This is a genomic window from Pseudomonas sp. NPDC087814 (assembly GCF_044742865.1).
GTDB lineage: Bacteria > Pseudomonadota > Gammaproteobacteria > Pseudomonadales > Pseudomonadaceae > Aquipseudomonas.
Window position 1 is genome coordinate 292,766 of record NZ_JBIUVK010000002.1, and the last position, 26,034, is coordinate 318,799.

The following is a 26,034-nucleotide window of genomic DNA, read 5'->3' on the forward strand; positions in this document are numbered from 1 at the left end:
CATCAACCGGCAAGTGCGCTACACTGCCGCGCTTGTACCGATAGAAGATTTTGAAGGGAAAACATGACGTTCAAGGCGCCGGATAGTCTTGCCGAGCAAATCGCTCACCACCTCGCCGAACGTATCATTCGCGGCGATCTCAAGCCTGGGGAGCGGATCCAGGAGCAGAAGGTCACACTGGCGCTGAATGTCAGTCGTGGTTCCGTGCGCGAAGCCTTGCTGATCCTCGAGCGCCGGCACCTGATTGCGATCCTGCCGCGCCGTGGCGCCCACGTCACCGAGCTGACGGCCCACAAGGTGCAAAGCCTGTGCACGCTGATGGGCGAGCTGTACATCCTGCTGGGCAATGCGGTCGCCGCCGGCTGGCAGACCCAGGCCGACATGGCGCCGTTCGTGCAAATCCAGCAGCGCCTGATCGCCAGCTTCGAACGCCAGGACATCCGCGCCTTCGTCGAAGAGAGCTTCAACGTGATGCGTGCCGCCTATCCGTTCGCCAACAACCCGTACCTGCAGGAAACCGTCGAGAACCTGCAGCCGGCGATGAACCGCGCCTATTACCTGGCGCTGGATCAGCGCAAGGCGTCCATGAGCGAGTACCTGGTGCTGTTCGAGCAATTGCTCGCCGCCGTGCTGGCCCGTGACCTGCCGCAGATTCGCCTGGTGCTCTCGGCCTACGGCGAGCGCAGTTGCTCGCTGGTCATTGCTGCGTTGGCGGAAGCCTAAGCGTGCGGCTCAAGTGCATCAAACTGGCGGGGTTCAAATCCTTCGTCGACCCGACCACGGTGAACTTCCCCAGTAACATGGCGGCAGTGGTCGGGCCCAATGGCTGCGGCAAGTCGAACATCATCGACGCCGTACGCTGGGTGATGGGCGAGAGCTCCGCAAAAAACCTGCGTGGCGAGTCGATGACCGACGTCATCTTCAACGGCTCAACCAGCCGCAAGCCGGTGAGCCAGGCCAGCATCGAACTGGTGTTCGACAATTCCGACGGCACTCTGGTGGGCGAGTACGCGGCCTATGCGGAAATCTCCATTCGCCGCAAAGTGACCCGCGACAGTCAGAACAGCTACTTCCTCAACGGCACCAAGTGTCGCCGCCGGGACATCACCGACATCTTCCTCGGTACCGGCCTGGGCCCGCGCAGCTATTCGATCATCGAACAGGGGATGATCTCCAAGCTGATCGAAGCCAAGCCCGAAGACCTGCGTAACTTTATCGAGGAAGCGGCCGGCATCTCCAAGTACAAGGAGCGCCGGCGCGAGACCGAAAACCGTATCCGCCGTACCCATGAAAACCTTGCCCGCCTGACTGACCTGCGTGAAGAGCTGGAGCGCCAGCTGGAGCGCCTGCACCGCCAGGCCCAGGCCGCCGAGAAGTATCAGGAATACAAGGGCGAGGAGCGTCAGCTCAAGGCGCAACTGTCGGCCCTGCGCTGGCAGGCATTGAATGACCAGGTGGGTCAGCGCGAAGCGATCATCGGCACCCAGGAAATCAGCTTCGAAGCCCTGGTGGCCGAGCAGCGCAATGCCGACGCGAGCATCGAGCGCCTGCGGGACGGTCACCATGACCTGTCCGAGCGCTTCAATCTGGTGCAGGGGCGCTTCTATTCGGTGGGCGGCGATATCGCCCGGGTCGAGCAGAGCATCCAGCACGGCCAGCAGCGTTTGCGCCAGTTGCAGGACGACTTGAAAGAAGCCGAGCGTGCGCGCCTGGAAACCGAATCGCACCTGGGCCACGACCGCACCTTGCTGCTGACCCTTGGGGAGGAGCTGGACATGCTCACTCCCGAGCAGGAAGTCACCAGCGCCGCTGCCGAGGAAGCCGCTGCGGCCCTGGAAGAATCCGAAACCACCATGCACGCCTGGCAGGAGCAGTGGGACACGTTCAACCTGCAATCTGCCGAGCCGCGCCGCCAGGCTGAGGTGCAGCAGTCACGCATCCAGCAACTGGAAACCAGCATGGAGCGCCTGGCCGAGCGTCAGCGGCGCCTGGTGGAAGAGCGCGTGCTGCTCGCTGCCGACCCGGAAGATGCAGCGATCCTCGAACTGAGCGAGAAACTCGCCGAAAGCGAAATGACGCTGGAAGAACTGGAAGCCAGCGAAGAACAACAAGTGGAGCGCCTCGAGCAATTGCGTCAGCAACTGCAGCAGGCGACCCAGGCACAGCAGCAGGCCCAGGGCGATTTGCAGCGGCTCAACGGCCGGTTGGCCTCCCTGGAAGCCTTGCAGCAAGCGGCGCTTGACCCGGGCACCGGCACGGCTGAATGGCTGCGTGACCAACACCTGGCCGAGCGTCCGCGCCTGGCCGAAGGCCTGAAGGTTGAAGCCGGTTGGGAGCTGGCGGTGGAAACCGTGCTCGGCGCCGACCTGCAAGCGGTGCTGGTGGATGATTTTGGCGGGTTTGACCTGGCGGGTTTTGCCCAGGGCGATCTGCGTTTGCTCAGCCCGGCGGCGGACGGCACTCGCGTGCCGGGCAGCCTGCTGGATAAAGTGGAGGCGGCGATTGACCTGTCGCCCTGGCTCGGCCAGGTCAAGCCGGTCGACAGCCTTGAGCAGGCCCTGGCCCAGCGCGGGCAGTTGGCCGCCGGGCAAAGCCTGATCAGCCGTGATGGCTTTTGGGTCGGCCGGCACTTTTTGCGGGTACGGCGTGCCAGCGAAGCGGAAAGCGGCGTATTGGCCCGTGGCCAGGAAATCGTCAACCTGACCGCCGAGCGCGAAGAGCGCGAAGCCACACTCGAGTCCCTGGAAAACCAGCTGCAAACCCTGCGCGCCACCCAGCGCCAGCAAGAGACCGGCCGCGAACACCTGCGCCGGCTGTTGCAGGACGAAGCGCGCCAGCAGGGCGAATTGAAAGCCCAGCTCTCGGCGAGCAAGGCCAAGGTCGAGCAACTGACCCTGCGCCGCACCCGGCTCGACGAAGAAGTGGCCGAGATGGGCGAGCAACGCGCCCTCGAACACGAACAAGTCGGCGAAGCACGCCTGCAATTGCAGGAAGCCCTCGACAGCATGGCCCTGGACACCGAGCAGCGCGAGTTGCTGCTGGCCCAGCGCGACAGCTTGCGCGAGCGCCTCGACCGGGTGCGCCAGGAAGCTCGCCAGCACAAGGATCACGCCCATCAATTGGCCGTGCGCCTCGGCTCCCTGCGGGCGCAGCACGACTCCACGCGCCAGGCCCTTGAGCGCCTGGAAATGCAGTCCGAACGCCTGACCGAAAAACGCGAGCAACTGAGCCTCAACCTGGAGGAGGGCGAGGCCCCGCTGGAAGAGCTGCGCCTGAAGCTTGAAGAGTTGCTCGACAAGCGCATGACCGTCGACGAAGAGCTCAAGACCGCCCAAATCGCCCTGGAAGACGCCGACCGCGAACTGCGCGACGCGGAAAAACGCCGGACCCAGGCCGAGCAACAGTCGCAACTGATCCGGGGCCAGCTCGAACAGCAGCGCATGGAATGGCAGGCCCTGACGGTGCGCCGCAAAACCCTGCAAGACCAGTTGCTGGAAGACGGCTACGACCTGCACGGCGTGCTCAATACCCTGACCGCCGAGGCCAACGAGAAAGAAGCCGAAGAAGAACTTGAGCGGATTGCCGCGCGCATTCAACGACTCGGCGCGATCAACCTCGCGGCCATCGACGAGTACCAGCAGCAGTCCGAGCGCAAACGTTATCTGGATGCGCAGAACGCCGATCTTGTCGAAGCGCTGGATACCCTGGAAAACGTGATCCGCAAGATCGACAAGGAAACCCGTAATCGCTTCAAAGATACCTTTGATCAGATTAATGGCGGTTTACAGGCGTTATTCCCGAAAGTTTTCGGTGGTGGCAGCGCTTACTTGGAACTGACGGGCGAAGATCTACTCGATACAGGGGTAACGATCATGGCGCGGCCTCCGGGCAAGAAGAACAGCACCATCCATTTGTTGTCTGGTGGCGAGAAGGCACTGACCGCATTGGCCCTGGTATTTGCGATCTTCAAGTTGAACCCGGCGCCGTTTTGCATGCTCGACGAAGTTGACGCCCCGCTGGATGACGCTAACGTTGGACGGTACGCCCGACTGGTTAAAGAGATGTCCCAGACGGTGCAGTTCATCTATATCACCCACAACAAGATCGCCATGGAAATGGCCGATCAATTGATGGGCGTGACGATGCACGAGCCGGGCTGTTCGCGATTGGTGGCGGTGGATGTCGAAGAGGCGATGGCGCTGGTGGAATCCTGAGCCGCAGGTCGAAGGAGGATTTTCAGCAGGACGTAAGGTGATTTACCGGTCTGGGAAAAGTGGCAAATGGACATATTTGTTCAAGGCATTTTGACAGACGGTGTAAAGTTATCTTTGGTCGTGCTAGTTTAATGTCAAATTTTCGTATGCGTGGGCAAAACGTCATTCAGAACATAGAGTTGGCGCCACGTTTTAAAGCGGTTTGCACGGTGCTAAACCCCTTATTTTTCAGCATTTTTTATTAGAGGCACGGGATTACATGGAAATCGGTCTGCGCGAGTGGCTGATCGTCATCGGCATTATTGTCATTGCCGGTATTCTTTTTGATGGCTGGCGCCGGATGCGTGGCGGCAAGGGCAAGTTGAAATTTCGCCTGGACCGCAACCTGTCCAATTTGCCGGACGACGACGGCAGCGCCGAGCTGCTGGGGCCACCGCGTGTCCTGGACAACCATAAAGAACCTCACCTGGACGAGCACGACCTGCCGTCGATGAGCGCACCGGTGCGTGAAGCCCGTGAACCCAAGCGCGGCAAGCGCAGCGCGGCCAGCGAGCCATCCCAGGGCGACCTGAACCTGGACCTGGAAGAAGGCCCGAGCTTCAGCAGCCGTGATGACGACTTCCCGGATGAGTCCCCGGCCAAGAGCGCCCATAAAGAATCCGTCAAGGACCAGCCGGCTGCCGAAGAGGTGCTGGTGATCAGCGTGATCTGCCGTGACGCCGCCGGCTTCAAGGGCCCGGCCCTGCTGCAGAATATTCTGGAAAGCGGTCTGCGCTTTGGCGAGATGGATATTTTCCATCGCCACGAAAGCATGGCCGGCAACGGCGAAGTCCTGTTCTCCATGGCCAATGCGGTCAAGCCGGGCATCTTCGATCTGGACGACATCGACCATTTCAGCACTCCGGCGGTGAGCTTCTTCCTCGGCTTGCCGGGCCCGCGTCACCCGAAACAAGCGTTCGACGTGATGGTGGCGGCAGCTCGCAAGCTGTCCCAGGAACTCAACGGCGAACTCAAGGACGATCAACGCAGCGTCCTGACCGCCCAGACCATCGAGCATTACCGTCAGCGCATCGTCGAGTTCGAGCGTCGTGCCCTGACACAGAAGCGCTAAGGTCCAAGCTTAAGCGTTGCCTGTAGAATCCATGCACTAACATATTGAGCAGCTTCGGCTGCTCTTTTGCTTTATGAGAGAACACCCATGACCGCCGCCCACACCCGCATCCTCGAACTGCGCGCTGAACTGGATCAGCACAACTACCGTTACCACGTCCTCGACGAGCCGAGCATTCCGGACGCCGAGTACGACCGTTTGTTCCACGAGCTCAAGGCGCTTGAAGCCGAGCACCCGGAGCTGGTAACCCGTGATTCACCGACGCAGCGGGTCGGCAGTGCGGCATTGTCTGCGTTCACTCAGGTACGCCACGAAATCCCGATGCTCAGCCTCGGCAACGCCTTTGATGAAAGTACCATGCTGGAATTCGATCGCCGGGTCACTGAAGGCCTGGACCTGCCCGTGGGCGACCTGTTTGGCGGTGGCGCAGCGGTGGAGTACAGCTGCGAGCCGAAGCTCGATGGCCTGGCGGTCAGCCTGCTGTATCAGGACGGTGAGCTGGTGCGTGGCGCCACCCGCGGCGATGGCACCACTGGCGAAGACATCAGCGTCAACGTGCGTACCGTACGCAACATTCCTTTGAAACTGCACGGCACCGGCTGGCCGGCGACCCTCGAAGTGCGCGGCGAAGTATTCATGTCCAAGGCCGGTTTCGAGCGGCTGAACGCCACCCAGCTGGAAGTTGGCGGCAAGACCTTCGCCAACCCGCGCAACGCGGCGGCGGGTAGCCTGCGTCAGCTGGACTCGAAGATCACCGCCAGCCGTCCGCTGGAGTTCTGCTGCTATGGCGTGACCACGGATATCAGCGACACCCACATCGGCAACCTGCAACAGCTGAAGAAGTGGGGCATGCCCATCAGCCATGAGCTGAAGCTGGCCAAGGGGATTCAGGATTGCCTCGACTACTACCGCGATATCGGTGAGCGCCGCAACGCCTTGCCCTATGAAATCGACGGCGTGGTGTTCAAGGTCAACAGCATTGCCTACCAGCGGGAGCTGGGCTTTCGTGCCCGCGAGCCGCGCTGGGCAATTGCCCATAAATTCCCGGCCATGGAAGAGCTGACCGAGCTGCTTGACGTTGAATTCCAGGTCGGCCGCACCGGCGCTGTGACACCCGTGGCACGCTTGAAACCGGTCAAGGTCGCGGGTGTGACCGTGTCCAACGCCACACTGCACAACATGGACGAGGTGGCACGCCTGGGCCTGATGATCGGCGACACGGTGATCATCCGCCGTGCCGGTGATGTGATTCCGCAGGTGGTGTCGGTTGTCACCGAGCGTCGCCCGGAAAACGCCCGCGCGGTGCAGATCCCCGAGAGTTGCCCGGTGTGCGGCTCCCACGTTGAGCGTACCCAACTGGTCAAGCGCAGCAAGGGCAAGGAAACCGTCAGTGAAGGCGCGGTGTACCGCTGCGTCGGGCGCCTGGCCTGTGGTGCGCAGCTCAAGCAGGCGATCATCCATTTCGTTTCGCGCCGGGCCATGGACATCGATGGCCTGGGCGACAAGACCATCGAGCAACTGGTGGACGAAAAACTCATCGGCTCGCCGGCGGATCTCTACAAGCTCAAGTACGAACAGATCATCGACCTGGAAGGTTTTGCCGACGTTTCCAGCAAGAAGCTGATTGCCTCTATTGAAAACAGCAAGACGCCAACCCTCGCACGGTTTATCTACGCTCTGGGCATTCCCGATGTGGGCGAGGAGACGGCCAAGGTGCTGGCGCGCTCGCTGGCATCCCTGGAGCGCGTGCAGCAGGCCTTGCCGGAAGTGCTGACGTACTTGCCGGACGTTGGCCTGGAAGTGGCCCACGAGATTCACAGCTTCTTTGAAGACAGCCATAACCAGGATGTGATTGGCGCCCTGATCTCGAAGGACGAGTGCGGCCTGGAGTTGCAGGAGCAGGGCGACCTGAGCGCCGAGTTTGCGGCCAGCACCACGTTGGGCGGCTTGCTCGACAAGCTGCACGTGCCGTCCGTGGGCCCGGGCGCCGCGCAGAAACTCGCCGACAAATTCGGCTCCCTCGAAGGCGTGATCAAGGCCGACTGGCTCGACATGCGCCAGGCGTTGCCGGAGAAGCAGGCCAAGGCCGTCCGGGACTTTTTTGATATTGAAGAAAACGCCCGGCGTGCGCTGGCCATCGAGCAACAGCTCAAGGACTTCGGCATGCACTGGCAGAGTGAGAAGAAAGTCGTCGAAGGCTTGCCCGAGGCCGGTCACACCTGGGTGCTCACCGGCTCCCTGGAACTGATGAGCCGCGATGTTGCCAAGGAAAAACTCGAAAGCCTGGGCGCCAAGGTGGCGGGCTCGGTGTCGGCGAAAACCTATTGCGTGGTCGCCGGGCCGGGCGCGGGTTCGAAGCTCGCCAAGGCCACTGAGCTGGGCTTGAAAGTGCTGGATGAAGAGGCGTTCGTGGCACTTTTGGCCAAGCACAACATCACGGTCTGATGATCGTTCCCACGCTCTGCGTGGGAACGCCGCCCTGGACGCTCTGCGTCCGCTCTGAAAGGTGCGACGCGGAGCGTCACTGGATGCATTCCCACGCGGAGCGTGGGAACGATCTCTCCCGGGCAATGCTCTAGTCTGATGATCGTTCCCACGCTCTGCGTGGGAACGCCGCCCTGGACGCTCTGCGTCCGCTCTGAAAGGTGCGACGCGGAGCGTCACTGGATGCATTCCCACGCGGAGCGTGGGAACGATCTCTCTCGGGCAATGCTCTAGTATTGGCAAGCCTCCCGGAGAGATCGCCATGTACCGCTTCTTCGAACAGCTCAGTTCGCGCATCGCCGCACCGTTCATGGCCGAGACCTCGCGCAACAGCAAGGTCTGGCAGTGCCGCTGTGGGCAATCGCTGTTCTTTCGCAACAGCCAGTGCCTGGCCTGCTCGGCGCTGCTGGGCTATCAGCCGGAGCAGAGTCGCCTGTCCTCCCTGCAGCCCGGCCCGTACGCCGACACCTGGCTGCTGGACGCCGACCCTGAAGCCGGCGCATTTCGTCGCTGCGCCAACCTTGACACGCCGGCCGCGTGCAACTGGTTGCTGCCCGCCGACAACGGCCAGGCCTTGTGCGTGGCCTGCAGCCTGAACCGCACCATCCCCGACCTGTCGATCCCCGAAAACCCCGAACGCTGGCGCAAGGTCGAAACCGCCAAGCGTCGTCTGGTGGCCCAACTCATCAGCCTGGGCTTGCAGGTGATTCCCAAGGCGGTGGATGAAGACACCGGCCTGGCCTTCGATTTTGTCGGCATCGACCTGGAAGGCAACGCGCCCACCACCGGCCACGCCAATGGCCTGATCACCCTCGATATCAAGGAAGCCGATGACGCTCATCGCGAGCAGATCCGCGTACAGATGCGCGAGCCTTACCGCACCTTGCTCGGTCACTTCCGTCACGAGGTCGGCCATTACTACTGGGACCGCCTGATCGCCAACAGCCATTGGCTGGAGCCGTTCCGCACGCTGTTCGGTGACGAGCGCGCCAGCTACGCCGACGCCCTGGAGCAGCACTACCAGAACGGCCCGCGCCCGGACTGGCAGCAAACCTGCGTCAGCGCCTACGCCACCATGCACCCGTGGGAAGACTGGGCGGAAACCTGGGCGCATTACCTGCACATGATGGACGCCGTCGACACCGCGCTGGGCTTCGGCATGAGCGCCCGGGAGATGGACCTGGATTACCAACCGTTCCCCCTCAGCACCCTCTACGACCCCGGGCATCCCGGCGGCACGGCGTTCCTGTCATTCGTCAATGCGTGGATCGAACTGGCCGGCATGCTCAACGAACTGTCCCGCAGCATGGGCCAGCCGGATTTCTATCCGTTCGTCCTGCCGCCGGCGGTGATTGCCAAGCTGCACTTCATTCACCTGGTGATCCAGCAAGAGGGCGGTCGGGCAGATGAGGTCGTGCTTTTGTAGGAGCAAGCTTGCTCCTGCAGCCAAGTACTTGAACCATCAGATATTTTTAATCCCGCGCCAACGGTTGTAACTTCCGATGAGATCGGTACAATGGCGCGGCTTGCCGAGAGGCGAGCGTCGTTATGGTGACCCCATCGGTCCCCCCGCAACGATTACCCGTGAACCTGGTCAGAGCCGGAAGGCAGCAGCCACAGCGGGAACATTGTGTGCCGGGGTGTGGCTGGTGGGGTTGCCTCCATAACGCAACCCTCCTTGATTAAAAAAATACTTTTATGAAGCCCTTCGCTGACATTCGTCATCTGCGAAGCGATTTCTGCTGTTCGCTCATCAGGGTTACTGACGGTACAGCGGGAACTCTCCCATGGCCGGAATCACTTCTGCGCGCAACCTCGCCATGTGCCCGGGCAACTCCTGTCGTGCGGCAGGCGTGTCGGACGGGATGTTCTTGGCAAAGTGGAAGCTGATGATTTGGCCGGTCCCGTTGTCCTTGTAGTATTTGAAGATATTGAACTCAAAGAAGCTGCCGTCCTTGCGTGTGGAGGTCGGATAAAACAGCAGCACGTAGATCGCATCGGTTTTCTCGTCTGAAAACATCTCCACCGGAAGGTTGGGGTATTCCTGTTTGTGGGCCTGCGCGGTCAGGTTGGCAAGATCCCGGGGCTCGTTGCCGGTGGTCTGGGGCGGCGCGAGGCGAAAATCCACCAGTTCGCTCCAGGCGTTGACGCTTTCTGGTGCGAGGAAATACTCCCAGAGCGGAACGTTGCCCCGGGCCTGGTATTTCAGGACGTATGTTTTCCCTGCAAACACCACCGACTTTGTCTCGGCGATCGACGGGCGGGACAGGTCCGGCGGCGCCACAGGCGGTTTGGATGCACAGCCGAACAGCAGCAGGACAGTCGATACCACGATTAGCCAACGCATGGGCACCTCCTGTGTCACGGCTTAGTGCTGTTGATGTGGTCGGCGATGCTGGCGAGCGTTGCGCTCCATTGTGCAACGGTTTGTTCTGAAGGCATTTCTCTCCAGGTCCTGGAAACCTTGTACGTGTCGCCCCCTAATTGATAGGCAAAATGCCTCAAGGTCATGACGTTGCCGTTCGCCTGTGTGCAGATCACCGACCAGCCCATATACGGGGTGCTGGTATCTCCCATGTCAGTCTGGCTGATATGTGTTTTGCAGTTCTTCTCGGCGGCCCGGGTATCGGAATCACGGGCCGCGCTTGGCGGTTGATTCTGGCCCGGCAACACAAACAGGGTGATCTCGTCTTTTCCGGTGTCGGCAGACCACTTGTATCGTTTTACCCCGGCATTCGCGAACGCTGATGCCATCTCGTCATCGTTTTTGGTTTGCCATTGCGGACCTTTTGGCGTTACCGCCTTGAGCAAGTAGCCCGCAAAATCTTCTGCGTGGGTGTTTGGCGAGACGAAGAGCAATCCGCTGATGGCACAGGCAATAAAGGTCGATTTCATGTCAGTCCCTGGACGTCATTGTTAGATGTCAGGACGACAATGCATCCTGCGAAACAGACAGTAGCGCAGGTAGTGGCAAAGTGCCCAGTCCGTTTAAAAATTATTCCCAGGGAAGACGTCAGTGAGGGATTGCTCACATCCTTAAAACCTTGCGCTGGACAAGCCAAATTCGCCTTGTTAGTTTGCGCCAGCGACATATTTCTAAATATGTCGGTGGCACATGGATGATATTAAAGTGATGGCGCTTTATGGCTCATCTACTCCAACTCACAAGGATGTCAGTAATGAAAAGCCTGCAAGGGTTGCCCACTCTCATCAGCGCTTCCGTCGGTGCGCCGGGCAAAGCCCGCAACTTGCCCGCCGATGTTCAATGCATCCAGTATTTATTCAACTTGATCATTCCCAAGTTGGGTTTCCCCCTGGCGGAAAATGGCAAATGCGACGGCCAGTTGGTGCAGTGCATCAGCCAGTATCAGTTCCGCCACCTCAAATACGCGCATCCCGATGGTGTTATCGACCCCACCGGGCGCACCTTCAATAGCCTGATCGAAGAGGCGGTGAAGGTGCCGGTCAAGCCGAACCCGACCCTGCGTATTCCGACGTTCCTCAATGTGTTCGGCAACACCGGCGCGGACATGGTCCAGGCCACGGTCGACCACTATCTGGACCGCATGCGGGCGATGATCGAGGCCGAGCGGCGCAACCGGCAGATGATGCTCCAGGCCACGTGCGACGGCGGCACGACGCTGACGGATACGGACTTCCAGAACGCTGCCACGCAGTTGGGTAACGGGATTTCGGTCAATATCATCAAGGCCTTCGCCACGGTGGAGTCGGGCGGGCGCTCCGGGTTCGGCCCGGCCAAGTTGCCGGTGATCGCCTTTGAAGGGCACCATTTTCGCAAGTACACCAAGAGTAAATACGACCAGACCCACCCGCTGTTGTCGTACCCCTACGTGAAGAAGGCCGGGCCCCAGTGGAAGGCCAATAACAAGGACCAGACCAAGGCCTGGGAAACCATGGCCACCGCCTTTGCGCTGGATCAGGAAGCGGCCTTGAAGTCGGCCTCCTGGGGCATGTTTCAGATAATGGGCTCCAACTTCACGGCATGCGGTTATAAAACGGTGTTTGAATTTGTGGTGGCCATGAAGATTAATGCCGGGCATCAACTAAAGGCCTTCCTCGGTTTTTGCAGCCAGAGCCCGGCCCTGGTCAAGGCCATGAAGAACAAGGATTACGCCGCCATGGCGCTGAACTATAACGGCAAGGATTATGGCGACTATGACCAACGCATCAAAAAAGCCTACGAAGCACTTGAAGGGAAAAAATAGAATGCCGTTCAAACGTTGCGTGTCCCGATTGCTGGTTGCCTCTTTCGTGTGTGTTGCTGCAGGTGCGCCGGCGTTTGCCGCTACGCTGCACTCGGGCAAGTACGAAGGGCTGATGCTGGCCGTGACGCCCGAGCATCAGGTGGAGGGGTTTTATGCCGAGGAAATGGGCGAGGGCGTGACCCGCTCGTGCACGTTCTTCCTGCAGGGCAAGGTCGACGGTGCGAAGGCATCGGTGTCGACATGGCTGGATGAGGCCTATCCGGGTACCGTCGCGGCTTCCTCGGACGGTGTGATGCTGACCGTGGAGAAGGGCCGCGAACATCCCGGCTGCATCAACGTGTTGATGCCGGAAATTGCCACCGGCCTGGACCTGACCCAGACCGCTGCCAAGAAATGGATTGGCCTGGTGACCGTTTCGTCCGACAAGGCCTTCCTGCAGAAGACCCCGGACGCCAAGGCCAGTCATCGTGCCTACGTGGTCAAGGACGATGTGGTCGCGGTACTGGCGTTCAAGGATGGCTGGGCCCAGGTCGAGTTCATCAATGGCGAAGGCCGCTCTTCCAAGGGCTGGATCAGCCAGGACCAGTACGCCAGGCTGGTCCCCGCAAAAGGCTGAAGATGCTGCTGCGCCCGCGCGTAGCGGGGCGAAAACCGGTTAGCCGAAAGTCTCCCGCAACAGCCCCGCAAAGGCATCCCGCGCCAGATGGCGTTGGGTGTCTTTGTGCCAGAACAGCAGGTTATCCACCGCCGCCAATTCGTCGAAGCGGTAGGACGTCAATTGGTTGGCCTGCTCGTAGCGCGCCAGGATGCCTTCCGGCGCCAGTGCCACGCCAATCCCCGCGCTGACGCAGCCAATGATCGTGCCCCAACTGGCATAACTTGCGATGGCAGGCTTGATGTCGTGGGGCTTGAGCCAGTTCTCCAGGGCTGCGCGATACGGGCAGCCGGGCGGCCACACCAGCAGCGTGCGGCCGGCCAGGTCCCGGGCGTCCTCGATGGGTGCGCTGGAGGCGCTGGTAATCAGCACCAGGCGCTCGCTGTAGACCACGCTTTGTTCGAGCTTCGGGCGTTTGCCGCCGGCGGCCACCAGCGCGGCGTCGATGCGGTGATGTTGCAGGTCATCGAGTAACTGCGCCCAGGCGCCGGTCACCAGTTCCAGTTCTACCTGTGGATAGCGCCGATGGTATTCGGCCAGCAGCGGCGGCAGGCGGCCACTGGCGCTGGACTCCACTGCACCGATGCGCAGCTTGCCGCGGGGAATCGCGTTGCTGTCGACGGCACGCTTGGACTCTTCCACCAGCGCGAGGATGCGCTCGCAGTAGTCGAGAAACACTTCCCCTGCGGCACTGATCGCCAACCCGCGCCCGGCGCGAATGAACAGCGGGGTACCCAACTCGCTTTCCAGTTGCTTGATGCGTGTGGTGATGTTGGACGGCACGCAGTGCAGTTGCAGGGCGGCCTGGGCCACGCTGCCGGTTTGTGCCACGGCTTTCACCATTTTCAGTTGGGCCAGTTCCATCGCTCAGTTCCAGTGATTACAGAAGTCAGAAACGGTTAATTGTCCTGCGCCTTGCCGGGGCCAAGACTGGCGGCATTCCCACTGCTGGACGCCGTTCATGAAAGCCCCGTCACCTGTAAAGCTTACGCTAGTCACTGCCAGCGTCATCCTCTGTTGGGCGTATTCGCCGATTGGCGTGCATCTGGCCTTGCACAGCTACAGCCCTGGCCAGTTGGCCTTGGGACGGTTCCTGATTGCTTCGGTATTGATGGCCGGCGTGGCGTTGGTCATGAGGATCGAGCGGCCACGTCTGCGGGACCTGCCGTGGTTGCTGGTGCTGGGCTTCTTCGGGATTTTCCTGCATCACCTGACGATCAATTTCGGCCAGCAATTTGTCACGGCCGCTGCCTCCAGTGTGCTGGCGCAGTCGGTTCCGCTATTTACGGTGCTGGTGGCGTTTTTCGGCTTGAAGGAGCGAGTTACCGGCTGGCGCTGGGGTTGCGTGCTGCTGGGCTTGAGCGGGGTGCTGGTGGTGATCTGGGGCGAGCATGGCCTGGGGCAGATTGATCCCCGTGGACTGATGATCCTGCTGGCGGCGCTGTCGTGGAGCCTTTATTTCACCATCCAGAAACACTATTCCCGGCGCTACAGCCCGCTGACCACGGTGTGCTACACCGTGTGGTCGGGCACCTTGCTGCTGTGTGTGTATTTGCCGGGTTTGCCGGCGGTGGTGTCGCAATCATCGACCCAAGCCAACTGGGCGGTGTTGTTGCTCGGCGCCTTTCCCAGCGCCCTGGCGTACCTGGCCTGGGCCTATGTGTTGCGGCATGTCGAGGTCAGCCGCGCGTCAGTGGCGTTGTACCTGGTGCCGCCGGTGGCGATGGTGATGGCCGCCACGCTGCTGGGCGAGCAGGTTTCGCTGCGCGTGGTGCTGGGTGGCCTGATCGTGCTGGCCAGTGTCGGCGCCATCAGCCTCGAAGGGCGCTGGCGCCGCAAGCCGTTACGGGTTCACGGTGAACACCCGCAGGCGGTGACCGTCGGGGTCCTGGGCGACAAAGGTGTAGCCGAAGTCCACCTCGACCGGTGACTGGATGATGCTCATCCCGAGTCGCACCCAGCGCGTGTGCAAATCGTCGACCGTTGCGATATCAGCGACGCAGAAACCCGCCTCGCTACCGCCAACCGAGGCTTGGGCCGCAGGCTCCACGGTATGGCGCGACCACAGGCCGAGTTTCACCCCGTTGTCGAGGATGAACAGCGCGAAGGTCGGCCCCAGCTCCACCGGCGGCTTGTCCAGCAGCCGGCTGTAGAGGTTGGCGCTGGTGGCCGGGCTGTCGACGTACAACAAAAAGTAATGGGCAATGCTATTCATGATGACTCCGTGGAATGACGCAGCAATGGCGCGGCTCAGTCCCTAGTCTAAGGGGCTGTCCTGTCAGTTCATGTCAGGAGTCATCAAGCAAAGAGCAGACAGTCAATCTGGCTGTCTGCTCTTTTTATTGCGTGCACGTGTGTTGCGAGCTCTAAGGCTTGGACAAGGCCTGGTCTACCGCTGCGATCAGCTTTCCCAGATCCTTCGGGGTGGCTTTATGAATGACACCGAACAGATAAGCGCGCTGTTCCTCCTCGTCGACCAGGTCTGCGAAAAAGACTTTCAGCTTCACTCCCAGCGCCTCTGCGAACAAGAACAGTGCCTCGACGCTGGGTGTATAGGTGCCGGTTTCGAAGCGGCTGATGGTTTTAGGGTCAAAACCGGTTTTTTCACCTAGTTCAGCCTGAGTAAGCCCTGCGACCTTGCGGTAACGTCTGATGGCTGGACCCAAACTTGAAATGTGCATCGCTCAATTCCCATTTAGAATCAAGAACTTAACGATAAATCTTAAAATTAGACAACCGCATGTACCATCACCTTTTCTTGCAAAATGTGATGTAATTCGTAGAATCGGCATCTAGGACAAGTATTTGGTGGTCTCGTTTCAGAAGGCAGGTTTATGAAACAGGAAATCATTGCTCTCTCCTTACTCTCATAAATGTGCCCATAAAACGGACGCCTGGCAGGGACTGAAATGTCGCTCGTCAGTGCCACGCTTCATTGCGCCTCACGTGCCGGATACCCGAATTCAAGCCTAGTTGATCATCACTGAATGGATGATGAATTGCTGTGCAAAATCGTGGGTTTGCGTACCTTTGCGGCCAACCAGCCGATCGACGGCGCAGCCCGACTGGAAATACGAATCCGCCTGTCCTGCCTACCCGGTGGTCGAGAGGGCGATCGAATGCTGTCCATGGAGCTTTAACGTGCGTCTCAATTTGCCGGTCACTGCTGTTGAACAGACTTTTGGGGAGCAGCAACGGCTAATTTCCGCAACTGACGTCAACAGCCATATTACCTACTGCAACGCCGAGTTTGCCGCCATGAGCGGTTTTACCCAGGCCGAGCTGATCGGCAGCACCCACAACCTGGTGCGCCACCCGGACATGCCGCCCGCCGTGTTCCAGCTGATGTGGAGCTACCTCAAGGCCGGGCAGAGCTGGATGGGCGTGGTGAAGAACCGCTGCAAGAACGGCAACTATTATTGGGTCAGCGCCTATGTGACGCCGATTCTCGAAGACGGGCGGCTGACGGGCTACGAGTCGGTTCGGGTCAAGCCCACCCGCGAACAGGTGCGCCGCGCAGAGGCGCTGTACGCGCGGTTGCAGGCAGGTGGTGCGGCGGTCTCGCCGGTGCGGCGTGTGGCGTCTGTGTCCCGGGCCATGGCGTTGCCACTGGCGGCTGCCGTTGCCAGTGTCGCCGCCTTCCAATGGGTTCCGGGTGTATGGGCCCAGGCGTTGACTGTCGGCTTGTTTCTCGGCCTGGGCGTCTGGGGGCATCAACGCTTGGGGCTGCAGCTCAAGCAGATTGTGCAGAACACGCCCAATACCTTTTCCGACCCCATCAGCGCCATGACCTACAGCGACGCGCTGGGGCCGACCGCGCAGCTCGAAATGATCCTGATCAGCGAAGAGGCGCGACTTAAAACCGCCCTGACGCGCCTCAGCGACCTGGCCAACCAGATGGCCGAAGCAGCCGCCCATTCCAGCGTGTTGTCGAGCACCACCGAATCGGCGTTGCTGGAACAGCGCGCCGAGACCGACATGACCGCCGCCGCCATGACCGAGATGGCTGCGTCCATCGCCGAAGTGGCGGTGCACGTGCAGCAAACCGCCAGCGAAGCTCACACCGCCAACACCCTCGCCGAGCAGGGCAGCCAGGTGGCCGGCACGTCCCGCGAGGCGATCCAGCTGCTGGCCGGCACCGTCACCCAGATCAACCAGGCGGTGGGCAACCTGGCCGGGCAGACCCAGCAAATCCAGGTGGCCGCGAGCATGATCCAGGCAATCGCCGACCAGACCAACCTGCTGGCCCTCAACGCGGCCATTGAAGCGGCCCGCGCCGGCGAGCAGGGCCGTGGCTTTGCCGTGGTGGCCGACGAGGTGCGCGCCCTGGCGGGCAAGACGCGGGAGTCGACCCAGCAGATCCAGGGCATCATCCAGAACCTGCGGGCCGGCGCCGATGAGGCGGTCGAGATCGCGAGCCTGGGCATTCACGAGGCCGAGCAGGGCGTGCAGCAAGTACTTGAGGCGCAGCAGGCGCTGCAAGGTATTCGCCACGCGGTGGAGCGTATTACCGGTATGAGTCAGCAAATGGCTGCTGCCTCACAGGAACAATCCCACGTCGCCGAGGAAGTTTCACAGCAGATCAATAACGTTGCCGCCACGGTGCAAAAGACAGCGGGCAATGCCAACGCTGCAGTCACCCGTGGCCGGGAACTCGAAAGCATCTCTTCCGGGTTGCGCGCCCTGGTCGAGCGGTTCAACCGCTAGCCACAGTGAGCCTGACTCATGGACGAGAAATACCGCAGGGCCGTGGATGCAGCCGCCATTTTCTCCGAGACTGACCTGGCGGGCTGCATCACTTACGTCAATGACCAGTTCTGCGGCATGTCCGGCTACGGGCGTGACGAGTTGCTGGGGCAAAATCACCGCATTCTGAGCTCGGGACTGCACCCTGCGGGGTTCTTCCAGGGCATGTGGCAAGCCATCAGCGAAGGCCGGGTGTGGCGTGGGGAAATCTGCAACCGGGCCAAGGATGGGACGTTGTATTGGGTGGACAGCACCATGGTGCCGCTGCTCGATGAGAAGACCGGGCGCGTGCAGAAGTACGTGTCGATCCGCTTTGATGTCAGCGAAAAGCGCCAGCTGTTGCACACCCTGCAATGGCGGGTCGGCCACGATGTGCTGACCGGCTTGCCGAACCGCGCCTATCTGTCGGAGTTGCTTAACCAGTCCCTGGAGTTCTCCCGCAGCGAAGACATACCGTTGGCGTTGTGCATGCTCGACCTGGACGGCTTCAAGGCGGTCAACGACGGGTATGGGCATGCCTGTGGGGATCTGTTGTTGGTGGAAGTGGCCACTCGGTTGCGGGAGATCATCCGCGGCGAGGACGTGGTCGCCCGGCTCGCCGGTGACGAATTTGTGCTGATCCTGCGTTATGTGCGCGATATCGACGAGCTGAACGGCGCCTTGCTGCGCATCCTCAAGGCGATTTCCGAGCCGTACTCGATCCAGGGGGCGGAGCTGAATGTGTTCGCCAGCATCGGCGTCACGCTGTTCCCCCTGGACGACGAGGACGCCGACACCTTGCTGCGCCATGCCGACCAGGCGATGTATGTGGCCAAGCAGAGCGGGCGCAACCGCTACCAGTTGTTTGATGTATCCCTGGAACAGGAGGTCAAGGCCAGCCACCAGACCGTGGAGCAGATCCGCCAGGCCCTGGCGGCGGGCCAGTTGTGCCTGCATTACCAGCCCAAGGTCAACTTGCGCTGCGGCACGGTGGTGGGGTTCGAAGCGTTGTTACGCTGGCAGCACCCCGAGCGTGGCCTGGTGAAGCCGGGGGATTTCCTGCCACTGATCGAGCAGACCGACCTGATTGTCGATATCGGCGAATGGGTGATCGCCCAGGTGTTGGGCCAGATGCATCGCTGGCAGGTGCATGGGCATTGGTGGTCGGTGAGCGTGAACATCGCGGCGCGGCACTTCCAGCGCGAGGATTTTGTCGAGCGCCTGCAAGACTTGCTGGCGCAATACCCGCAGGTGGAGCCGCACCGGCTGGACCTGGAGATCGCCGAGTCGGTGGCCATCGACAATATCCAGCGTGTCACCCAGCACCTGGACGCCTGCCAGGCCTTGGGCGTGCAGTTCTCCCTGGATGATTTTGGCACCGGCTATTCCTCCCTGAGCTACCTCAAGCGCCTGCCGACCCAGACCATCAAGATCGACAAGTCGTTCGTGCGCGACATCCTGCACGACAAGGACGACCTGGCGCTGACCAAGGCCGTGATCGGCCTGGCCCGAGCGTTTGGCCGCGAAGTGATTGCCGAAGGCCTGGAAACCCTGGAGCACGGCCAGCTGTTGATGCGCATGGGCTGCGAAGTGGCCCAAGGCTATTTCATCGCCCGGCCGATGCCGGCGGAAGACGTACCGGGTTGGGTCGAGGGATTTGCATCGCCGCCGCAGTGGCAAAAGCTTGAGTGATGTTTATTGTGGCGAGGGAGCTTGCTGTGGCGAGGGAGCTTGCTCCCGCTGGGCTGCGTAGCGGCCCCAAGATCTTTGGGAGCGCTGCGCACTCCAGCGGGAGCAAGCTCCCTCGCCACAGCAAGCTCCCTGGCCACAAGGACAATCAGGTGATCTTAAGGGGCAGGGGCGCTGTTACCGATATACAGCTGGATGATTTCATCAATCTCCCCGGACATTTTCATCCGCAGCAACGTGCGCAGGATCTGCTGCCCCGGCACCTGCGGGTCGTTGCGCACATAGCAGCCCAGGCGTTGCTCCTCGATCACGGCCACCGTATGCAGGCGCTGTGTGGGCGGTAATTGCTGATTGAAGCGGTCAAGGATCCATTCGTTGATCACTGCATAGTTGAAGCGTCCGGCCACCAGTTTTTGCAGCACTTGCTCTTCACTGCGGCTGTCGTCGCGGCTCAACTGGCCGCTGGCGAAGCGCGCCTCCAGGGTCGGGTAGCTGTAGCCGAGTACCGTGCCGATGTGTTGCGGCGCAAGGCTGTCCAGTGCCACTGACGTTGAGGGCACGCGCCCGGCGGCCAGCACATTGCGCTGGACCAGCAGCGGGATGCTCCAGGTGTAGTCCCCCGACAGGTTGTTCAGCCACGCCGGTGTCACGTAGCAGCGCACGTCCACATCCCCGCGCTCCATGGCGGTGTCGATGCGCGCACGCGGCAGCACATGGAATATCGCAGGACGGCCGACCTGGGTGGCCAGGCTCAACATCAGGTCATACAAAATCCCCTGGGTCGGCTGGCCCTGGTCAAGTTGCACCATGGGCATGGTCCAGCTGTCGGAAATGGAGAATCGCAGAGGTGCGGGTGCCGCCAGGCTGACCGTGGCAATCATCCACAAGGCGCCCAGGACTGCGCGCATAAATTCTCCGGATTCAGCCTTTTACAGGCTTGGTCAGACCAGCTTAGTCAGATTAGACGAGCGTGCCGGATGCAATTTCCCCCTTGCTCCGCTAGCATTACCCGCTTCCGCTTCCCAGTTGCGACGGTTTTCGATGAGTTATCAGGTTCTTGCACGTAAATGGCGTCCGCGCTCGTTCCGCGAAATGGTCGGCCAGACCCATGTGCTCAAGGCTCTGATCAATGCCTTGGACAGCCAACGGCTGCACCACGCCTACCTGTTCACCGGTACCCGCGGGGTGGGCAAGACCACCATTGCCCGCATCATTGCCAAGTGCCTGAACTGTGAAACCGGCATCACCTCGACGCCGTGTGGTACCTGCTCGGTGTGCCGGGAAATCGACGAAGGGCGTTTTGTCGACCTGATCGAGATCGACGCCGCGAGCCGCACCAAGGTCGAAGACACCCGCGAGCTGCTCGACAACGTGCAGTACGCACCGAGCCGTGGCCGCTTCAAGGTCTACCTGATCGACGAAGTGCACATGCTGTCCAGCCACTCCTTCAACGCCTTGTTGAAGACCCTGGAAGAGCCGCCGCCCTACGTCAAATTCATCCTGGCCACCACCGACCCGCAGAAACTTCCTGCAACGATTTTGTCGCGGTGCCTGCAGTTCTCCCTGAAAAACATGACCCCGGAGCGTGTGGTCGAGCATTTGACCCACGTGCTGGGTGTCGAGAACGTACCGTTCGAAGACGACGCCCTGTGGTTGCTGGGGCGTGCCGCCGACGGCTCGATGCGTGATGCCATGAGCCTTACCGACCAGGCCATCGCCTTCGGTGAAGGCAAGGTGCTGGCCGCCGACGTGCGGGCAATGCTCGGCACCCTGGACCACGGCCAGGTGTTCGACGTGCTGCACGCGCTGATCGAAGGCGACGCCAAGGCGTTGCTCGAAGCCGTGCGCCACCTGTCCGAGCAAGGCCCGGACTGGAATGGCGTGCTGTCGGAAATCCTCAATGTGCTGCACCGCGTCGCCATTGCCCAGGCCCTGCCCGAAGGTGTCGACAACGGCCACGGCGACCGCGACCGCGTGTTGGCCCTGGCCCAGGCGCTGCCGGCCGAAGACGTACAGTTCTACTACCAGATGGGCCTGATTGGGCGACGTGACCTGCCGTTGGCACCCGATCCGCGGGGCGGCTTCGAAATGGTCCTGCTGCGGATGCTGGCCTTCAGGCCCGCCGACACGGCGGATGCGCCGAGACAGCCGCTAAAGCCAGTGGGGATCAGCCAGGCCACAGTTGATTCCGCCAAACCAGTGGCTGGCCCGGCTGTTGTCGCGCCAGTGGTTGCGCCGCCTGCGCCGGTTGCACAGGCCGCCGCCCCGGTTGTCGCCGAGCCCGTGGCGCCTGTGGTGGTGCCGGAGCCGGTGGTTGAGCCTGCGCCCGTGCCTGAAGTCGATCTGCCGTGGAACGACCCGGTAGAGGCCGAGGTCGAGGTCGAGGTCGAGCTGCAGCCTGCCGTCGAGCCGGTGCTGGAAACCACCAGCGAGCAGCCTGAACTGACACCCATGCCCGCGCCGACCCCGGACAGCGTGGTGCCGGACGCCCCCGAGTGGGTTTCGGCCCCGGTGCCGGAGCCGACCGTTGCGCAAGTGGACGCCGCCACCCCGGGCACCGACCTCGACGACGAGCCGCCGCTGGACGAAGATTACATCGAGCCGGACATGGATTCGGCCTACAGCTACCTGGACGACCTGGCCAGCGAACACACCGCCGAGCCTGCCCCGGAGCCTGAACCCGAACCTGCCGCGATGCCGGCCACCGGCCTGGCGTTGCAATGGCTGGAGCTGTTCCCGAAACTGCCGATCTCCGGCATGACCGGCAGCATCGCCGCCAACTGCACCCTGATTGCCGTTGATGGCGACCACTGGCTGCTGCACCTGGACCCGGCCCACAGCGCCCTGTTCAACGCGACCCAGCAGCGCCGGCTCAACGATGCCCTGAACCAGTTCCACGGGCGCACGCTGACCATCAGCATCGAGCTGATCAAGCCCGAGCAGGAAACCCCGGCCCAGGCGGCGTCCCGTCGCCGGGTCAACCGCCAGCGCGAGGCTGAAGAGTCGATCCACGGTGATCCGCTCATCCAGCAGATGATGCAGCAGTTTGGCGCGGTGGTGCGGCACGATACTATTGAACCTGTAGAAGCCCCGGTACCCCAAGCGTCATAACCCGGGGCCAATAATTGATCCACGTACTTTTGAGGTGATTCCCATGATGAAAGGTGGCATGGCCGGCCTGATGAAGCAGGCGCAGCAGATGCAGGAAAAAATGGCCAAGATGCAGGAAGAACTGGCCAACGCCGAAGTCACCGGTAAAGCCGGTGGCGATATGGTCAGCGTGGTGATGACCGGTCGTCACGACATCAAGCGCGTGAGCATCGACCCAAGCGTATTGCCGGGCGTCGGCGAAGACGACCTGGAAATGCTCGAGGCGCTGTTTGCCGCGGCCGTCAACGACGCCGTGCGCAAGATCGAAGCCAACAGCCAGGACAAGATGTCTGGCGTGACCGCTGGCATGCAACTGCCACCGGGTATGAAGCTGCCGTTCTGATCGGCAAGCAGCACCGAAAATGCCAGGCCCCGCGCCTGGCATTTTTTTGTCCGGCTATTTTCCATACCCGTAGCAGCTGTCGAGCGCCAGCGAGGCTGCGTCGGCAGCGACTCGGTCCCACGTCTGGCATGAAAGCAGCGGTGCGGCTAACGTAGTCTCGCTGGCGCTCGACAACGGCTACTGCGAGAGTTTTGTCGAACCCTGGACCCTGTGTTGGGGTCTGCACCCTATACCGTTGAATTCAATCACCGATAGAAGGAGCCTCGCTGATGTCCGAAGCATTGACCCTCAACCAGCGCATTGTGCTGGTCTCACGCCCCCACGGCGCACCGGTGCCGGAAAACTTTCGCCTGGAGCGCGTCGCGCTGCCGGAACTGGCCGACGGCCAGGTTTTGCTGAAGACCCTTTACCTGTCCCTGGATCCCTACATGCGCGGGCGCATGAGTGATGCGCCGTCCTATGCTGCGCCGGTAGAAATCGACGAAGTGATGACCGGTGGCGCTGTCAGCCGCATCGAACAGTCCCGCAATCCGAAGTTCGAGGTGGGTGACCTGGTGGTCGGTTCCACCGGCTGGCAGAGCCACAGCATCTCCGATGGGCGCAACCTGATCCCGGTACCGAAGGGACTGGCCAGCCCGTCCATGGCCCTGGGTGTGCTGGGTATGCCCGGCATGACCGCCTATATGGGCCTCACCGATATCGGCCAGCCCAAGTCCGGGGAAACCCTGGTGGTGGCGGCCGCTTCCGGTGCGGTGGGCTCGGTGGTGGGCCAGGTGGCGAAGATCAAGGGCCTGCGGGTGGTCGGTGTGGCGGGTGGCGCCGACAAGTGCCGCTATGTGGTGGATGAGCTGGGCTTTGATGCCTGTGTCGATCACAAGAGCGACAACTTTGCCGAGGAGCTTGCCCAGGCCTGCTCCAAGGGCATCGATATCTACTTTGAAAACGTCGGCGGCAAGGTATTCGACGCGGTCGTGCCGCTGCTGAATGCCAAGGCGCGCATTCCCTTGTGTGGCCTGATCGCCGGCTATAACGCCCACGAAGCGCCCAGCGGTCCTGACCGGCTGCCGGCGTTGCAACGTACCTTGCTGACCAAGCGTGTGCGGATCCAGGGCTTTATCGTGTTCGACGACTATGGCGACCGCCAACCGGAATTCCTCAGTGCCATGGCGCCGTGGGTGCGGGATGGCAAGATCAAGTTCCGCGAGGACGTGGTGGAAGGCCTGGAGCAGGCACCTGAAGCCTTTATCGGTTTGCTGGAGGGGCGCAACTTCGGCAAGTTGGTGGTGCGGGTCGCACAAGATTGAGCATTTGACGCTAATCCGAGGCGCGGGTATAAACCGCGTCTCGTTGTTTTGTCGGACCTTTCCCCATGAGCTTCAGCCCCCTGATTCGTCAACTGATCGACGCCCTGCGCACTTTGCCAGGTGTGGGTCAGAAAACCGCCCAGCGCATGGCGCTGCAACTGCTGGAGCGTGATCGCAGCGGCGGCTCCCGACTGGCCCAGGCCCTGAGCCAGGCGATGGAAGGGGTTGGCCACTGCCGCCAGTGCCGCACCCTGACCGAGGAAGAGCTGTGCCCGCAATGCGCCGACCCGCGTCGCGACGACACGCTGCTGTGCGTGGTCGAAGGGCCGATGGATGTCTACGCGGTGGAGCAGACCGGTTACCGCGGGCGCTACTTTGTGCTCAAGGGCCACCTGTCGCCGCTGGACGGGCTGGGGCCGGAGGCGATTGGTATTCCGCAACTGGTGACGCGAATCGAGGAGCAGGGCACGTTCGTCGAGGTGATCCTGGCCACCAACCCTACGGTGGAAGGCGAAGCGACGGCCCATTACATCGCCCAGCTGCTGACCAACAAAGGCCTGATTACCTCGCGCATCGCCCACGGCGTGCCGCTGGGTGGCGAGCTGGAACTGGTGGATGGCGGGACCCTGGCGCATTCGTTTGCCGGGCGTAAGCCGATCGCCCTATAACAAACACCGCAGAACAAAATGTGGGAGCGGGCTTGCTCGCGAATGCGGTGGTTCAGTCAATGCATCTGGCGACTGATACACCGCATTCGCGAGCAAGCCCGCTCCCACATTTGTTTTGTGGCGTTCACGAGTCTTTCCTCTTGCTTGATAACCAAGCAAGCGCTTGGTAAGTTCGCTCTACCGTCCCGTGGAGCTTGCCGATGTCTGCCTATCAGGAATACTTCGACCCCAGCCACCAATTGGTCCGCGACAGCGTGCGTCGTTTCGTCGAGCGCGAGATGTTGCCGGGCATCGAGCAGTGGGAGGAAGCGGAAAGCTTCCCCCGGGAGCTGTACCTCAAGGCCGGTGCGGCGGGGATCCTGGGCATCGGTTACCCCGAAGCCCTTGGAGGCAGCCACGAAGGTGACCTGTTCGCCAAGGTCGCGGCCAGCGAAGAGCTAATGCGCTGCGGCTCCGGCGGGGTAGTGGCAGGGTTGGGCTCGCTGGATATCGGCTTGCCGCCCATCGTCAAATGGGCCCGGCCCGAGGTGCGCGATCGTGTGGCGCCGCAGGTGTTATCCGGCGAGAAGATCGCCGCCCTGGCCGTCACCGAGCCCGGTGGCGGCTCCGATGTCGCCAGCCTGCAGACCCGTGCTGTGCGCGACGGCGACCATTACCGCGTCAGCGGCAGCAAAACCTTTATCACCAGCGGCCAGCGTGCCGACTTCTATACCGTCGCGGTACGTACCGGGGGGCCGGGCTTTGCCGGCATCAGCCTGTTGTTGATCGAAAAGGGCACGCCTGGTTTCACCACCGGTACACCGCTGAAGAAGATGGGCTGGTGGGCGTCGGACACTGCCGAACTGTTCTTCGACGATTGCCGCGTACCCGTAGGCAATCTGATCGGCGCCGAGAACATGGGTTTCGCCTGCATCATGGGCAACTTCCAGAGCGAGCGCCTGGCCCTGGCCCTGATGGCCAATATGACTGCGCAGATGGCCCTGGAGGAAAGCCTGAAGTGGGCGGCCCAGCGCGAGGCCTTCGGCAAACCCATCGGCAAGTTCCAGGTGCTCAAGCATCGCCTGGCGGGAATGGCCACGGCGGTGGAGGTCTCGCGGGAATTCACCTACCGCCAGGCCGCCAAGATGGCCGCGGGCAAGAGTGTGATCAAGGAGATCTCGATGGCCAAGAACCTCGCCACCGACACCGCCGACCGCGTGACCTTTGATGCCGTGCAGATCCTCGGCGGCCAGGGCTACATGCGCGGCAACCTGGTGGAGCGGCTGTATCGCGACAACCGCATCCTGTCCATCGGCGGCGGGACTCGGGAAGTGATGAACGAAATCATCAGCAAGCAGATGGGCTTGTAGAAAGCGCTTTTGTGGCGAGGGAGCTGTGGCGAGGGAGCTTGCTCCCGCTGGGCTGCGTAGCGGCCCCAAGATCTTTGGGAGCGCTGCGCACTCCAGCGGGAGCAAGCTCCCTCGCC

General features: G+C 61.7%; 22 protein-coding genes and 1 other RNA gene. 17 read left to right on the forward strand and 6 right to left on the reverse strand.

Features of this window, described 5'->3' with window-relative positions; translation table 11 throughout:
* Positions 1–63: 63 nt before the first annotated feature.
* The 6 genes from ACIOMR_RS03375 to ffs all read left to right on the forward strand — a co-directional run bounded on the left by ACIOMR_RS03375 (position 64) and on the right by ffs (position 9,464).
* Positions 64–723, forward strand: coding sequence for a GntR family transcriptional regulator (locus ACIOMR_RS03375; protein ID WP_003219085.1), 660 nt, complete (start codon positions 64–66; stop codon positions 721–723).
* Between the two features lie 2 nt (positions 724–725).
* The gene (gene smc, locus ACIOMR_RS03380; protein ID WP_003219082.1) at positions 726–4,214 is read left to right on the forward strand and encodes a chromosome segregation protein SMC; all 3,489 of its coding nucleotides are present in this window, start codon (positions 726–728) and stop codon (positions 4,212–4,214) included.
* 259 nt (positions 4,215–4,473) lie between these two features.
* Complete coding sequence (zipA, locus tag ACIOMR_RS03385; protein WP_003219080.1) at positions 4,474–5,325, forward strand: cell division protein ZipA; 852 nt, start codon at positions 4,474–4,476, stop codon at positions 5,323–5,325.
* An 87-nt stretch (positions 5,326–5,412) separates the two neighbouring features.
* The gene (gene ligA, locus ACIOMR_RS03390; RefSeq protein ID WP_401192174.1) at positions 5,413–7,770 is read left to right on the forward strand and encodes an NAD-dependent DNA ligase LigA; all 2,358 of its coding nucleotides are present in this window, start codon (positions 5,413–5,415) and stop codon (positions 7,768–7,770) included.
* A gap of 301 nt (positions 7,771–8,071) precedes the next feature.
* Positions 8,072–9,235, forward strand: a complete 1,164-nt coding sequence (locus tag ACIOMR_RS03395; RefSeq protein ID WP_401192177.1) for a putative zinc-binding metallopeptidase — start codon at positions 8,072–8,074, stop codon at positions 9,233–9,235.
* Between the two features lie 132 nt (positions 9,236–9,367).
* An RNA gene (gene ffs / locus ACIOMR_RS03400) (signal recognition particle sRNA small type) lies at positions 9,368–9,464 on the forward strand.
* A gap of 104 nt (positions 9,465–9,568) precedes the next feature.
* On the opposite strand, the gene ACIOMR_RS03405 is transcribed toward ffs, so the two are convergent.
* Together ACIOMR_RS03405 and ACIOMR_RS03410 are read right to left on the reverse strand one after the other, a co-directional pair.
* On the reverse strand, positions 9,569–10,156 hold the full coding sequence (locus tag ACIOMR_RS03405; protein WP_087694831.1) for a hypothetical protein: 588 nt from the start codon (positions 10,154–10,156) through the stop codon (positions 9,569–9,571).
* A 14-nt stretch (positions 10,157–10,170) separates the two neighbouring features.
* Entirely contained in the window at positions 10,171–10,704 is a 534-nt protein-coding gene (locus tag ACIOMR_RS03410; RefSeq protein ID WP_003219072.1) for a hypothetical protein, read from the reverse strand.
* Positions 10,705–10,988: 284 nt separating this feature from the next.
* On the opposite strand from ACIOMR_RS03410, the gene ACIOMR_RS03415 reads away from it, so the two are divergent.
* Together ACIOMR_RS03415 and ACIOMR_RS03420 are read left to right on the forward strand one after the other, a co-directional pair.
* Entirely contained in the window at positions 10,989–12,035 is a 1,047-nt protein-coding gene (locus ACIOMR_RS03415) for an N-acetylmuramidase family protein (RefSeq protein WP_087694832.1), read from the forward strand.
* A 1-nt stretch (position 12,036) separates the two neighbouring features.
* On the forward strand, positions 12,037–12,651 hold the full coding sequence (locus ACIOMR_RS03420) for a hypothetical protein (RefSeq protein ID WP_003219069.1): 615 nt from the start codon (positions 12,037–12,039) through the stop codon (positions 12,649–12,651).
* Between the two features lie 39 nt (positions 12,652–12,690).
* On the opposite strand, the gene ACIOMR_RS03425 is transcribed toward ACIOMR_RS03420, so the two are convergent.
* Positions 12,691–13,554 carry a LysR family transcriptional regulator gene (locus ACIOMR_RS03425; RefSeq protein WP_003219067.1) on the reverse strand — a complete coding sequence of 288 codons (864 nt, stop codon included), beginning with the start codon at positions 13,552–13,554 and terminating at the stop codon, positions 12,691–12,693.
* 97 nt (positions 13,555–13,651) lie between these two features.
* On the opposite strand from ACIOMR_RS03425, the gene ACIOMR_RS03430 reads away from it, so the two are divergent.
* On the forward strand, positions 13,652–14,620 hold the full coding sequence (locus ACIOMR_RS03430) for a DMT family transporter (RefSeq protein ID WP_401192182.1): 969 nt from the start codon (positions 13,652–13,654) through the stop codon (positions 14,618–14,620).
* Here the strand turns inward: ACIOMR_RS03430 and ACIOMR_RS03435 are convergent.
* A complete protein-coding gene (locus ACIOMR_RS03435; protein WP_401192185.1) occupies positions 14,534–14,905 on the reverse strand; it encodes a VOC family protein in 372 nt (123 codons plus the stop codon). The two genes, ACIOMR_RS03430 and ACIOMR_RS03435, sit on opposite strands and share 87 nt — an antisense overlap.
* 151 nt (positions 14,906–15,056) lie before the next feature.
* Positions 15,057–15,371 carry a helix-turn-helix domain-containing protein gene (locus tag ACIOMR_RS03440; RefSeq protein WP_003219061.1) on the reverse strand — a complete coding sequence of 105 codons (315 nt, stop codon included), beginning with the start codon at positions 15,369–15,371 and terminating at the stop codon, positions 15,057–15,059.
* A gap of 306 nt (positions 15,372–15,677) precedes the next feature.
* Here ACIOMR_RS03440 and ACIOMR_RS03445 point away from each other — a divergent pair, with 306 nt between their 5' ends.
* The 3 genes from ACIOMR_RS03445 to ACIOMR_RS03455 are packed head-to-tail and all read left to right on the forward strand — an operon-like array spanning position 15,678 to position 19,107.
* The gene (locus ACIOMR_RS03445; protein ID WP_157222851.1) at positions 15,678–15,830 is read left to right on the forward strand and encodes a hypothetical protein; all 153 of its coding nucleotides are present in this window, start codon (positions 15,678–15,680) and stop codon (positions 15,828–15,830) included.
* A gap of 1 nt (position 15,831) precedes the next feature.
* The gene (locus tag ACIOMR_RS03450) at positions 15,832–17,397 is read left to right on the forward strand and encodes a PAS domain-containing methyl-accepting chemotaxis protein (protein WP_003219059.1); all 1,566 of its coding nucleotides are present in this window, start codon (positions 15,832–15,834) and stop codon (positions 17,395–17,397) included.
* 18 nt (positions 17,398–17,415) lie between these two features.
* On the forward strand, positions 17,416–19,107 hold the full coding sequence (locus ACIOMR_RS03455) for a putative bifunctional diguanylate cyclase/phosphodiesterase (protein ID WP_401192189.1): 1,692 nt from the start codon (positions 17,416–17,418) through the stop codon (positions 19,105–19,107).
* Positions 19,108–19,262: 155 nt separating this feature from the next.
* On the opposite strand, the gene ACIOMR_RS03460 is transcribed toward ACIOMR_RS03455, so the two are convergent.
* Positions 19,263–20,012: an ABC transporter substrate-binding protein gene (locus ACIOMR_RS03460; protein ID WP_003219055.1), complete on the reverse strand. Its 750-nt coding sequence runs from the start codon at positions 20,010–20,012 to the stop codon at positions 19,263–19,265.
* Positions 20,013–20,145: 133 nt separating this feature from the next.
* Here ACIOMR_RS03460 and dnaX point away from each other — a divergent pair, with 133 nt between their 5' ends.
* The 5 genes from dnaX (at position 20,146) to ACIOMR_RS03485 (ending at position 25,918) form a co-directional block, all read left to right on the forward strand.
* The gene (gene dnaX, locus ACIOMR_RS03465; RefSeq protein ID WP_177019534.1) at positions 20,146–22,215 is read left to right on the forward strand and encodes a DNA polymerase III subunit gamma/tau; all 2,070 of its coding nucleotides are present in this window, start codon (positions 20,146–20,148) and stop codon (positions 22,213–22,215) included.
* A 43-nt stretch (positions 22,216–22,258) separates the two neighbouring features.
* Complete coding sequence (locus ACIOMR_RS03470) at positions 22,259–22,597, forward strand: YbaB/EbfC family nucleoid-associated protein (RefSeq protein WP_003193199.1); 339 nt, start codon at positions 22,259–22,261, stop codon at positions 22,595–22,597.
* A 269-nt stretch (positions 22,598–22,866) separates the two neighbouring features.
* The gene (locus ACIOMR_RS03475) at positions 22,867–23,901 is read left to right on the forward strand and encodes an NADP-dependent oxidoreductase (RefSeq protein ID WP_401192194.1); all 1,035 of its coding nucleotides are present in this window, start codon (positions 22,867–22,869) and stop codon (positions 23,899–23,901) included.
* A gap of 65 nt (positions 23,902–23,966) precedes the next feature.
* Positions 23,967–24,569, forward strand: a complete 603-nt coding sequence (gene recR, locus ACIOMR_RS03480) for a recombination mediator RecR (RefSeq protein WP_003219049.1) — start codon at positions 23,967–23,969, stop codon at positions 24,567–24,569.
* Between the two features lie 200 nt (positions 24,570–24,769).
* A complete protein-coding gene (locus tag ACIOMR_RS03485; protein ID WP_401192198.1) occupies positions 24,770–25,918 on the forward strand; it encodes an acyl-CoA dehydrogenase family protein in 1,149 nt (382 codons plus the stop codon).
* Positions 25,919–26,034: the final 116 nt, after the last annotated feature.